A 12,324-nucleotide genomic window follows, 5' to 3' on the forward strand; every position below is an offset into this window, starting at 1 on the left:
TTTATTCTTCCTCCTTACCATGAGTCAGATGCAAATCCAATATAATTTTATCAGTCTTTCCGTCTGGATAAATATACTGTAATTCATCATAATCAAATTTTGGATTTAATACATGAATCAGACTATGATGATTTGGACACAATATAAGAAGATTATCTGATGAATTATCAACACTCTTTGAAAAATACTTAATATGATGAGCTTCCGCAATATTAACGCCATGTTCTTCACCGACATTTTGACCACATATCTGACATCTATACGCATATAGACGCTTTAACATATTTACTTTCTTTTTAGAATAGGTACGTTCTATCACAGATTTTACCGTCTTATTTAATGCTGCTGTATTATCATCAAAGTTTAAATACTGTTCAACATCATATTCTGAAACTTTTTCTCCATCAACATCTAAATTTATCACCTGAGTTTCTTCCATTGTTCCATCCAAAACTGATTTCACAATTTCTGTTATTTCTTTAAACTCCATTACATCCCATTGCTCATAAAGTTCTGTTACAGTCGCTGTTGGTTTTCTGTTATGTTGTCCAGCTCTTCCATTATCAAAAAACACATCAAATTCATCCCGTCTTCGTCTTAAATAAGCATTAGGTTCAACACCCGGACCGGTAATTCGTACTGATAAGTCATCCATCGCTTTTGACACCGGTCCACTATATCCCAATTCACGAAATGCATCATCATTAAACTTTGAAATGTAAAATGCCACTAAAGACTTTTTCTGATTTATTGTCATTTTCTTTCACCTAAAATCTTCCCATTAATATCCATTATCTGTCGGAAAATAGCTTCCAAAACATCAACCACGATACTATTACCTGCCAGTTTAATAAGCTTCTCTGTTGAATACAAATATCTGTTCTTTGTTACCATAGGATTATCACTAATTATCCTGTCAAAATCCGATTCATCAAATCCCATCAACTTAAAGCACTCTCTTGGAGTCAGATATCTCCATTTTGTCTTTCCTCTTGCCCGATTCTTATAAATAATCAAGCCGGAATTAGGATTACGGTCCTGCTTTGTCGTTACTGTATTAACAACGATGTCCCTAATCTCTTTTCCATCATACAACAATTCATTATCTTCCCATATTTTTCTTCTGGAAGGCGTATCATTAGGTTTACTTGCATCAGCTTCTTCCTTATATCGGGGAACATCATCGTAATCTAAACAAAGAATGTCTTTTAACCTTAAATTTCTTTGCTTTAAACGCGTTGCTTCATCCTTTTCCAAATTATGTTCTTCAAAGTACTTTTCTACTTGGGCTATCGTTTCTGCATTATTTTTGCACAATATACTGATCATATACGCTCTTTCTCTTTTTTGAGGAATACCAAAATTTTGAGCATTAAGCCTATATATTTTATTATAATATCCCAGATTTTCTAAAGTTTCCTTCCAATCACCAAAATCTGCAGCATGTGGTTTTGACAGAATATTAGTCACGTTTTCCATAAGCAGAAAGCGAGGTAATTCTTTTCCCATTTCATTCATTTCAAGCAATATACGTTCAACTTCCCAAAGCATACCAGAACGATTATGTGCATCCCTTGCTATTCCACTTTTATTCCCATGCCAGCATCCACATAATGATAAATCCTGACAAGGAAATGAATATGTGAACAAATCAATATTGTCGGGTATATCACTTCCCATAACATCCGTAATACTTACCATATTTCTTGTTTCTTTTATTGCTGCATACAATCTTCGTTTCAAATGCATTGGCATTCGCCTAAACGCCTCATCACTCATAGGTTTCTTTCCATCGGAACTCAGCGATAAACCTTTTAAAAAATTTGTAACATCTTCATCTGAAATATCTGCATATTTATTAATATCAATTTTGCCTTTATGTATCAGACAATATGCCAGTATTGCGTTAATATCCCAATCTGCAGTATTTACAATTTCAAAAGGTTTTCCAATTCTTGTTAATGCTTTTGCCTGACTGCCAATTCCACTAAAAGTTTCAATTACTCTAAACATTTCTTTTCTCCCGGGATCACCATACAGTATATTCCAAGCCATCCAAATCAATGGTATATGTAATTTGCGTTATTGACTCCGGTATATGATCATCCTTAAATGAGGCTTTTGTTATCTTCGGAAATGTATCATCGACCTCATATTTTCTTTTTTCTAATACTTTGTATTTTTCTTCCCTTATACTTGCACCCCGCTCATATCCCAACTGATATAACTGCTGTTCAATCTTATCTTTATCATATCCATCTGCAACTAGTCTATCCTTCATATCATTTATAGATATTCCTGTTCTTGACTGTTCTAATCTACAGAAATATAGCTGTAATCTTTTTAAACTTTGGAGCTGATGCTGTCCAGATATAGTAATAGTAGCACCATAACGTTTTACTGTTGACTTAACTTCATAGCTGCTCTCGTTTCCCTCTATATCGTGGCTCCCAGAATTAACAGCTGTCCATTCCACAGTATTATCCTGAGTGTATAAATCATCTAAAACCATCATTTCTGCAATTACACTGTAGGCTTCCTTATTAGAAATGGTATTTCCCATTAACTCACGCCACTTTTTCCACCATTCCAATGGTTCAGACATAAGATTTTTTCTATCCATTCCGTCAATTCCTGGCTCTACAAACTGCGCACAGACCGTAGCAAATTCATATCGTAAACTATCCAACATACAACTTAGAATAAGATACTTTTTTTCTATCCCACCAATCGCAAGAGTTCTGGAAAACAATCTGCTATTGGCAAATTTTTCTGAAATATCTCTGATATCATCAAATTCAATAGCAACACCATATCCTTCATTATCACGGATAACCATTGCTGAGTATTCTTTTGGTAACGTTTTAATTTCTCTTGCACCATTTTGCGTCGATGCGAAATACTCTCTAATTTCCTCCAGTATTCCCATAGCCTATTCCTCCTCAAAAGTATTCAACACTGTTTTTGCAACTCCATACGCCAATAGCGGAGGTACAGCATTTCCAATTTGCTTAAATGCATCGCCCATAGAACAATCAAAGAAAAAATCATCTGGAAAAGATTGTAACCTTGCAGCCTCCCTTACGGTAATTCCTCTTGGTTCAATTGGATGAATATGACTATATGTATCCTTTCCCAAATGTGCTACTAATGTATGAGATGGTTTTGTTACATCAAGTTTTTTCCATTTATTCTCAAATTTTTCTTTATCATATTGCGGAACCATTTTATTATAGAGACTAATGTATTCCTCACTATCCTTCTCATACCCAAAAAGTTTTGCCTCTTCATAGAATAGCTCTTCTGCTATCTTTGTCGCCGCAATATAATTATCTCCTTGTTGCATTCTCTCAAAGATCGGGAAATCTCTGGTATTCCTTCTGAATGCATTTGCCGAAACACCAAATCCCTCTTTACCATACCAGGTTCTCATTATTTTTTGATATTCATTCTGTGCTTCCGTTTTATATGGATACTCAATATTTAATGACACCAATTTGTATTTTGAGTCTGCTGTCGGAAATACTTCTGGTAAATCTGAAAAAGCATCTCCTACAGTAACCCATGGTTTTAATTCATCTGTTGTTCCATTGGGTTCCACAAAAAATTGACATTGCTTATATCCCTCAAATCGTTTTTGATGCTGAGTCAATACATCAACCTCATTTCGATGTGTTGGATTTGGTAGTTTTATCTCTTTTCCTTCATCCCCCTTGATTGCTACAACAAAAACTCTCTCTCTTACCTGTGGAACACCATAGTCGGCAGAATTAAGTATTGTCCAATATGCCTTATAACCTTTTTTAGTTAACTCAGTACATACTATTTCTGGTATATTTTTACCGCCAAAATTTGTTGATTCCGGAACATTCTCCATCACAACAGCTCTTGCTTCCAATTCGAATACAAATCTCAAAAAATCCTGATACAGATATCCTCTTGCATCTTTTATATTTACTCTATCTTCACCGAGTGATCTAAGTTTCCCGCGACCCGCCATAGAATACGCCTGGCATGGCGGTCCTCCTATAACAATACACCCTTCATCTCCAAAACTATTTTTAAACACACTTGCTTCTATTTCTGTTATATCTCCGCATATATGTGTTTCTTTTTTTCCATAGCGCCAGGAAAGATTGTAAGAAATGGTTTTACATGCTTCTGGCATCAATTCAATTCCTGCCACAATATCAAAACCCGCTTTTTCAAATCCGAGTGCCAATCCACCACACCCTGAAAACAGATCAATAATTTTAGGTAACATTACACACGCACCCCCGAATCCATAAATAAAGAGCGTACATATTCTTTTTCGCCACCCAAATATAATGCCGGATCCACAACCATCACTTTAGCAGTATTCAATTTCATTACAATTCTGAATAAATCATCCTGCTGCGTTTCTGTGTTCTTATTGTATTCATCAAGAACCTGTTGCGGTATATGACTATAGTAATACATAATGTATCTATATACATTTATAAACGTTCCCTTACGTCCTGTTCTTTCCTCTAAATTCAATATACTGTCGGTTGTAAAACATGGAGTCTCCAATACTTTGGCAGTTGTCTGCATATCTCCCTGCCACGACAAATGTACGTACCACCAAATTGATCTAAGCCATATTCTTGCAGGTTTGCTCCAATAATGACTCTCATTATCATATCCCCATCTTTCAGCAACGACATCTGGTATAACCTTTATCGAAAGATATCTCCAAAAATCGTCATTAGCTGCAGCTCTAAGGTTAAATCCCGGCACACGCCACAAATAATCGTACAACAAAATTCCAATGTGAGCATCTATGTAGTAATCTTTTTTTGCTATACTATCCGGGCACTCACTTCTCACCTTTTGATTAAACTCTTGTATATCTTTACGTATCTTCAAATAATCTCCCTCGACTTCCGGCAATGAAGGATAATTCAAAACCCATTCTTTCATTGCATTCTGAGCCTCCGAACGATTTAATGTTTTAATAATCATACTTTCTATATCCTTTGATCAAAAAATTTTCTTATAGACAATGACATTGCCTCCGGTCCAGAAACATCCCACTCCAATGTATCAATGAAATAGTGGATAGCTTCTGACACACTACCATTTTGCAAATCCTCACCAGAAGTAGTTGCATCCCAATAATCTTCCTGTTCTTTTAATTTTGTAACAATAACACCTAGTGCACTTGCCATTATTTCCTTTAAAAGTTGCTCATCAAATGTTCTTTTCGTTTTATCTAAATACTTGTAATTTTTGTGTGCAGTATTTATGTATATAGAAACACTGTCTGAAAACAGGTCATATGTTGGATCTATCCAATCACATTTTACATACCACAATGGCTGACCCGGTTCATGTATTTCATACATAGGAAATACTGAGCCATTTCCATCTAGCCTTATTACAAATTTATTATCTAACTCTCCTAAAATACATCCATATTGATTAGCCAGATGTTCCTCTCCCCAAAGCGGAGTGCCTGCTTCTTTCAAATAAATAATTGTCGAAAATTCCACACTTCCTCTTAATTGAGCTTCTGAGAATTCATAATTTAACTCAAATTCCAAATCTCTTTGGGAATTTTCTATCTCTCCAATCGGAATAACACCTCTTTGCTTTGAATCAGGGGATGTCCATATTAATGCTATTCCCAGTTTTGCATTATTACATGCTATTCCGTTTGGTCCAAACAAACACTGATATGTACGAATTGAATACTTTCTTCCAATACATAACTGATAATCATCCGGAGACCATATTCCCTCATCATCGATCACTTTATGAACTATAGTACTGCTATCAACTTCTTCCGTACGCAATACATATTCCTGATCATCTCTTACATAATAAAGCTGATATGGTGATGCCTGGAATCTAGTTTTACCTAACAAATCATCCGTTATTACCGGAAAAAGTGAAATATTCGCTGCCATTATTTATCACCTTCATTCTTTTCAACATTAAACAATGGTTTAATATCTTTTCTATTCAACTGCAAAGTAATATCAAGTTCCATTTCTATCAAATGCTCAGCATCTGACCTTACATGTATACCATAACCAGCACCATTTTTCGTTTTAAGTAATTCACAAGAAATGTCACTTATTCCAGAACTTTCATTACTGCTATCTACTGCCATTTTTAAATTTGTTTTAAGTTTATCTACTTTTGTAACAACAATATCTGCAGAAACTATCTCAAACGGCATGGATAATCCCATTTTTTCTTCCCAGTCTTTAGGTTTAATTGCACCTGTCTCAGAATCTATTGCCAAATTAATCCCTGTAGCCAAAATCTTTCTTCGCGATTTGATTGTTAACTTAACCGTCATCCCATTCGCAAAATATTTTGTTTTTGATGATTCATAACCAAAAACAACATTTTTATGTGTTTCGGTGTGTCCACTTCCGCCTTGTCCACCACTTGTTCCGCCACTTGGCTTTTTACCAAAATTTTCAGGTGGTAATAACAAATCTCCAAACATTTTTCCAAGACCAGAGTTTAATCTGCTAGTTGTATCTTCTTCCTCTACAAAAAATTCCTTAGAAATTTTACTATTAATCTGCGCTTGTACCTTTGACACAATTCTCGGGTTATTATTACCCATACTAAAGTCTCCCCAAGAAGTATGATCGGCCATCTCACTTTTTCTTACATATTCCTCAAGACTATATGGCTCTCTTGTATTAGTAAGTTTATTTTCTGAGTTTAGCACAAAAATAGCAAAAATAAATTCATCTTTACTAGAAGCACTTATTCCATCAACCCAGTTTCCCACATCCTCATATGATACAATCATCCCTGGTTTACGAGTAAAAAATAAAACAGGTTTATTCTTTTCTTTATCCTTTATTTCACAATTAAAATACATGTACGGCTCTGGTTTGTTATCTGGATATCCTGTTTTCAATATTTTACGTGGAACTTTCGTATACGCAATCGTACCAGCCTTTGTTGTTTCCAATACCTTACGCAAAAGAATGTCTTCTGATTTACACTCCACGCCGTCTTGTGCCAAAATATCATTCCCAGCCTCTTCTGACACAGCCCTATTGTAAAGTGCTTGTACAATCTGAAATGCAGGTTCCATATTGTCTAAACCAATTCCTTTTTTATTGATTCGTGCGCGTAGAAATTTCCCATATGGATATTTTTCATTGTTTAATCTCGGAGCATACCATCTTTGTATAGAGATTCGAAGATAATCTTCAATACTGCATCTCCAAAAAGGACGTATTCTATTATCTTCACTATCTTTATATTCTATCTGATTATTTTCAAGTAACATCTGTTCATCAATATAAGGAATGATTATTGTGGTTCCTGTTAAATCACCTTCATATGGTTCGATTCTAAATATATTTAAAATTTTTTCAATATACTTTTCATCTGTAATAGGTTTTGTTTTGTTGCTGCCGATTTCCTGTCCCCACCATGCTATACCTCGCTTTGATTTTCCCGGCAAAGCAGGAATAAGTGAGTCAGCATTCATTTCATTTTCCACCAGTGAAGCTGCTAATCGCGACTCATATATTCCTTCTTCATTCAGTATTCTGCTATAATAAACAACCAGTCCTATTCCAACTCTGAAATATACAGTTTTACCAAGTCCCCATGAACCACCTGCACCTTCTGCTTCCTGTGGTTTACTTATTTCATAAATCAACTTTAATAAATTTCCATACTGGTTATCTGTTACTTCATCATAATGCAGCTTGCCTGTCAGTCCAACAGTATTTGAATCACGTACTGCTATGAATTTGTACGTGTCTTTCCAATATTTTCTATTTAAAGTTTCTGTTATGCCCTCTAATTCCTTATTTAAAGATATTTTATTAAATTCTCCTGTAAAAAAATCTACAGTCACATATGGGTCTGTATCATTTTTTGCATCTAGACTATTCTGTATGGATTCTCGAACCAACAAATCTAAAATAGGCATATTATTATTTTGTATCAATTTTAGTAATGAACTCCCCGACTGGGTCATTCTACCAGGTTCAGCAATTTCAATTTTCATTTGTTCCCTCCAAGTCACCTTCGTCGTCAAATGGATTATTTTGCATATGTATAGATACAGTCGCTGTATAATCTGTTCCGCGTTTTCCACCCGGAATATTCATACAAATACCTACAATATCCTCAACCGAATTTAGATCTTCTCTCGTATCAGAGCCTTTTACCGCTTTTGAATCTTTATCTATTATATAAACAATCATCTGTGGAGTTGAATCTAAACCAGCTAAACTTCTAATCTCTTTTGCATATTTTGATTTAAAATCCTTAACCTTGCTCACAATCTCTTGCGGCTGTCCTTCCAAATCTATATCAGCTATAATATCTTTTGGATCCCTTAAAACACCAATATTTATTACCGTATCCGATTCATTCTTCAATTTCTTCCTTGTACGGCTTACTTTTTTTACCGGACCTACTGGTGAATTCCAAACAGAACCACTACCTTTTCCAGCCAAAATAATATTCCAATTTTCAAGTTTCCCTTCTGCTGAAATTTTTTCAATCCAAGCAATAACAGAAGCTATATCATTGAAAACTCCTAATCTCGAATTAAATTTGTACTCTTCAAGATATTTTTTCACCAAATAGAATTCAACATTCCTCCAAATAAAAGTATTTTCCGCATGTTGATTGCATTCTTTTCGTTCTTCCGGTTGTCCTAATGAAGCAATAAACTTTTCAGTCTCAACAATGTTATGTTTCAGCGCTGCTACATCATTATCAAACAAATATGTCTGATTAAAAGAGCCACTGAAATCCATATCTGTTGCTTGTGCGCTCTGCATCCTATTTTTTGCAGTTATACGTATAAAACTTGCTTTAGGAGTATTTTTCACTCTTGGTCCATAATTTGCAGGACTCTTTCCTAAGGTGTCCATTTCATGTATTTCATCACGTAACTCCTGATCCAGCGCTGCAAGAAATTTAAATTGATCATTTGTCTTAGATGTAATCCATAATCTCGGCAACAACTCATACCCTTTTCTGTATCCAAACCATCTCCCCATTTGCATAAGTGTATCCGCCTGACTAACAGAACGAAGGAAAAATGTGCTGATAAGTCCTTCAATCGTTAAACCTCTGGACAAAGTTGCTCCACCCACAACAATAAACGCCGGTGCTGGTGTTGGCATGTTATCAGCCGTAGGATATGCCAATCTGACATACATTCCATCGTCGGTAATTCCATTATTCTTGCAATTATCAATACACATATGAATTCCTTCGTGATATGCGAACTCATCGTCCTCATCCAATGGAATATTAGTTGGTTCTTTACTCAACAAAATTGTAATTTCCTTACGTATGTCCTCAAATGAAGGATATCTGTTTATTTCTTCATCCTTCCTATCGTATTGTGGATATTGTTCTCTAAACTTTTCAAATGTAAATTGACTGGTTTCAGTATTCCATACTTTTTCACATCTTCTAATCATCTCATCTACATCTTTGCTCACAATCCAATCTCTGACCGCTTCTGCAATATTCTGATGATGATCAGTTTTCTGACTTGTATGTATCAGCATACTAATCGGCTTTCCGTATCCCCATATTCTCATACAGGCTACGCCACACAGAAACCAGCATATAGCATCCTGTAACGCGAGCGGAACATACGGGGATCCTTCTTCATGAATTTCTTTGATTGCCTGAAGATCATCCTCATCAATAATTCTCACGATATCTAAACCATCATAATCATAATCCCCGCCCTCAAATCCAAATATCTGTTGTGGTCCAAAATATTCCTTTGATACACTTAATGTTGATATAAAATTTCTAGGATATAACGAATCTTCTCCAGCCTCATTTAATATATTTGCATATGGCGTGGCTGTATATCCAATATAATTCATCGCCTTATATTTATTACTGATTTCCTGCGATTTCTCATTTTTTCCATTTACCAGATCTCTTATCAATCTATTAATTGTTTTAATCGTTGAACTATTAACATTTGCTGTGTTAATACCAGCCTGGTCAGCCTCATCATCTATAACCAGTATCTTCATCTGTTTTTGTTTATTACCATCAGATTGCAGCCATTGTATAAGCCCCCTAAGTCTTCCCGGATTTTTCAGACAAACTGTAAAATATCTCTGTTTTGACGTTTTATCAAAGTGCAAATCCTGTGTCCTTTGTCCTAGCATTGGTTTTTTAGATAAATGCTCTAAACCATTCCAATTGAGATTGCCCTGACAATTTAAATCATTTAATAACCGGTTTTGTGTTTGTTGTCTAAGATTTTCGATGGTTCCAGATAAAACTATAAACATATTCCATCCCCAGTCAGCCGCCATAGCCATTAAAGCTGCCATATTTGCAGTTTTTCCAGACTGAACATTACCAATAACCAATCCCTTAACTGGTTTCATTTCGGTTGTGTCACTGCTCAGTCTCTTCAAAATCTTTAATGTAGTTCTCTCCATCTCATCAACGATTTCTTCTTTAAAACCACCCTTAATCAATTTTTTTCTATATAACTGCCATGCGGATTGTGGATCTGCTGGTACCGTAACATCATTATCTTCGCCTTCACCCATAATCATAGCCTGACCACTAAGATAATCTATAACCTGTGTCTGTTCTTCTGCCTCTTTTTGTAAGTGAACGAGTTCTTTCCATTCACTGCAACTAACTTCTTTCCAAAAATTCAATAAGGACTGTTGGGTTAGGAATTCTGATAATCCTTCATCATTACCACGCCCCGCATAATCAATCTCTTCCCACTTCATGTTACGATTTCTCGCATTACGAATCCATTCTCTGTGTTGATCATATTCAGGCAAACCAAAATTAGACATATGCATTCCTCCATTGGTATATTTGAAATTTTATCGACAATTTTTTACCTTTTCCATAACCCTATTATAAAACCAGAGTTTTATATCGTCAACTTTGTTTTTTACTTTTCAAGGAGTTGTCTCCAATCAAAATTGCTGGTAAATTAAAATTTAAAAACTGCTCTCACTAACTTTTCAAAAGCAGAAAGCTATTTTAATTTTAACCTTAATTTATTAAATCTTTTTCAATATATACAGGAATTACCATATCTGATAAATGCTCTTCTTTGGTTAATTCCTTAATAACTTCAAAATATATTTTCTGAAGTTCATATTCAGAAAGTTTAACCATTTGTTCTATATGACATTTTTGAGCATAATCTTCATCTCGTGCATCTTTCAGTATCCTAATTGCCTCTAACAATTCTTCTGTAGGTTCTACACTATTTTCCTCAAAATCATCTATTCTTCCATATTTATCATCTGATATGCATTGATAATCCATACACTTAACAGCCAAATCAAATAAATCTTTTCTCATTTTTGCAGAAACTATATCCATATATTTTATCGGATGCTTCAATCTGTAGACATTTTCTGCATATTCTCTAACCTCTTTAATAAAAACAGGAAAACTACTTGCTGTTAAAATATAACGAAATGCTGATTTATATTCGCCGCACATACTGTTTGCTCCAATGCCCATATTTTCACCAGAAGTTATTCCTTTTATAGCTTTTACGGTTTCTTCCTCCAGTCCTAAAAACTTACACACTTTTTCCATTTCAAATGATTCATAATCTGTTTCACCAATAAGATAACCTACTGATACTCCAAAAAAATCTGCCAAATTTGACATTGTTTCATATGAAGGAAACCCTATTGTTTTTCCATTTTCAATTTTACTTCCTACACGCAGCCATCTGCTTATATTTGCCTGCGTTCCGCCTCCGTATTTTTCCTTATATTCTTTTAAGAAGCTTTTTTGAGTATAATTCTTTTCTTTCATCAATTTATACAGGCGATTGCACCAGCATTGCGCCTTATTTATATCATTCATAATATATTTTATCCTCCTAATTTTATTATTTACATCATTTGTATATCATTATTAGTATTTACATTTGTAAGAATAAATCTTAAAATATATCTTGTCAATTCAAAGATTTTTAATCAGGAGGCATCACATGAATGAAAATAATTATATCCAAACAATAGACGAAAACAGCACCCTACAGGACAGCATCATTGAAAATATGTGCCTAAAAGCATTTGAATCCATCTCTGATGCAGAAAATACATCTAAAGAAAAATACATAACGAAAACTATGCTAATTAAATCATCCAACGACATGAGCACCCAAGAAAAGCTAACATCATTGGATAAGAATTACGAACAACGTAATCATGAACGCTGGCAAAATTTACTATATTTTGCCATCATTCCATTTAGCGTATTAGGAGTAGCAGTTGCCAGTCCCATGGCTATGAAAAATGTTCGTAAACTTTTCACAACATAATT

The 12,324-nt window shown here is 34.7% G+C and carries 10 protein-coding genes; 1 reads left to right on the plus strand and 9 read right to left on the minus strand.

Annotated elements, in window-relative coordinates; translation table 11 throughout:
- Position 1 precedes the first annotated feature (1 nt).
- The 9 genes from DXB91_RS09335 to DXB91_RS09375 all read right to left on the minus strand — a co-directional run bounded on the left by DXB91_RS09335 (position 2) and on the right by DXB91_RS09375 (position 11,862).
- Positions 2–757 (minus strand): HNH endonuclease, encoded by a 756-nt coding sequence (locus DXB91_RS09335; RefSeq protein WP_118017669.1) that lies wholly within the window; start codon positions 755–757, stop codon positions 2–4.
- On the minus strand, positions 754–2,013 hold the full coding sequence (gene dcm, locus DXB91_RS09340) for a DNA (cytosine-5-)-methyltransferase (protein WP_243003552.1): 1,260 nt from the start codon (positions 2,011–2,013) through the stop codon (positions 754–756). Before dcm ends, DXB91_RS09335 begins: the two co-directional genes overlap by 4 nt.
- 16 nt (positions 2,014–2,029) lie before the next feature.
- Positions 2,030–2,929 (minus strand): PD-(D/E)XK motif protein, encoded by a 900-nt coding sequence (locus DXB91_RS09345; protein ID WP_118017673.1) that lies wholly within the window; start codon positions 2,927–2,929, stop codon positions 2,030–2,032.
- 3 nt (positions 2,930–2,932) lie between these two features.
- Positions 2,933–4,264, minus strand: coding sequence for a DNA cytosine methyltransferase (locus DXB91_RS09350; RefSeq protein ID WP_118017675.1), 1,332 nt, complete (start codon positions 4,262–4,264; stop codon positions 2,933–2,935).
- Positions 4,264–4,944, minus strand: coding sequence for a hypothetical protein (locus DXB91_RS09355; protein WP_243003553.1), 681 nt, complete (start codon positions 4,942–4,944; stop codon positions 4,264–4,266). Before DXB91_RS09355 ends, DXB91_RS09350 begins: the two co-directional genes overlap by 1 nt.
- 47 nt (positions 4,945–4,991) lie before the next feature.
- On the minus strand, positions 4,992–5,933 hold the full coding sequence (locus tag DXB91_RS09360; protein ID WP_118017679.1) for a hypothetical protein: 942 nt from the start codon (positions 5,931–5,933) through the stop codon (positions 4,992–4,994).
- On the minus strand, positions 5,933–8,020 hold the full coding sequence (locus DXB91_RS09365) for a hypothetical protein (protein WP_118017681.1): 2,088 nt from the start codon (positions 8,018–8,020) through the stop codon (positions 5,933–5,935). The genes DXB91_RS09360 and DXB91_RS09365 overlap by 1 nt, the downstream gene beginning before the upstream one ends.
- A complete protein-coding gene (locus DXB91_RS09370; RefSeq protein ID WP_243003554.1) occupies positions 8,010–10,823 on the minus strand; it encodes a Z1 domain-containing protein in 2,814 nt (937 codons plus the stop codon). The genes DXB91_RS09365 and DXB91_RS09370 overlap by 11 nt, the downstream gene beginning before the upstream one ends.
- 205 nt (positions 10,824–11,028) lie before the next feature.
- Positions 11,029–11,862, minus strand: a complete 834-nt coding sequence (locus tag DXB91_RS09375; protein ID WP_118017685.1) for a helix-turn-helix domain-containing protein — start codon at positions 11,860–11,862, stop codon at positions 11,029–11,031.
- Positions 11,863–11,989: 127 nt separating this feature from the next.
- Between DXB91_RS09375 and DXB91_RS09380 the strand changes: the two genes are divergently transcribed.
- Positions 11,990–12,322, plus strand: coding sequence for a hypothetical protein (locus DXB91_RS09380; protein ID WP_118017687.1), 333 nt, complete (start codon positions 11,990–11,992; stop codon positions 12,320–12,322).
- The last annotated feature ends 2 nt before the right edge of the window (positions 12,323–12,324 follow it).

It is taken from the genome of Coprococcus sp. OM06-34AC (assembly GCF_003462545.1).
GTDB lineage: Bacteria > Bacillota > Clostridia > Lachnospirales > Lachnospiraceae > Coprococcus > Coprococcus aceti.

What these genes read in the sequence shown, in the direction of transcription:
- DXB91_RS09350 (WP_118017675.1), bottom strand. Translation starts at nt 4,264, where the DNA reads ATGTTACCTAAAATTATTGATCTGTTTTCAGGGTGTGGTGGATTGGCA.
- DXB91_RS09335 (WP_118017669.1), bottom strand. Translation starts at nt 757, where the DNA reads ATGACAATAAATCAGAAAAAGTCTTTAGTGGCATTTTACATTTCAAAG.
- DXB91_RS09355 (WP_243003553.1), bottom strand. Translation starts at nt 4,944, where the DNA reads ATGAAAGAATGGGTTTTGAATTATCCTTCATTGCCGGAAGTCGAGGGA.
- DXB91_RS09370 (WP_243003554.1), bottom strand. Translation starts at nt 10,823, where the DNA reads ATGTCTAATTTTGGTTTGCCTGAATATGATCAACACAGAGAATGGATT.
- DXB91_RS09345 (WP_118017673.1), bottom strand. Translation starts at nt 2,929, where the DNA reads ATGGGAATACTGGAGGAAATTAGAGAGTATTTCGCATCGACGCAAAAT.
- DXB91_RS09365 (WP_118017681.1), bottom strand. Translation starts at nt 8,020, where the DNA reads ATGAAAATTGAAATTGCTGAACCTGGTAGAATGACCCAGTCGGGGAGT.
- dcm (WP_243003552.1), bottom strand. Translation starts at nt 2,013, where the DNA reads ATGTTTAGAGTAATTGAAACTTTTAGTGGAATTGGCAGTCAGGCAAAA.
- DXB91_RS09360 (WP_118017679.1), bottom strand. Translation starts at nt 5,933, where the DNA reads ATGGCAGCGAATATTTCACTTTTTCCGGTAATAACGGATGATTTGTTA.
- DXB91_RS09380 (WP_118017687.1), top strand. Translation starts at nt 11,990, where the DNA reads ATGAATGAAAATAATTATATCCAAACAATAGACGAAAACAGCACCCTA.
- DXB91_RS09375 (WP_118017685.1), bottom strand. Translation starts at nt 11,862, where the DNA reads ATGAATGATATAAATAAGGCGCAATGCTGGTGCAATCGCCTGTATAAA.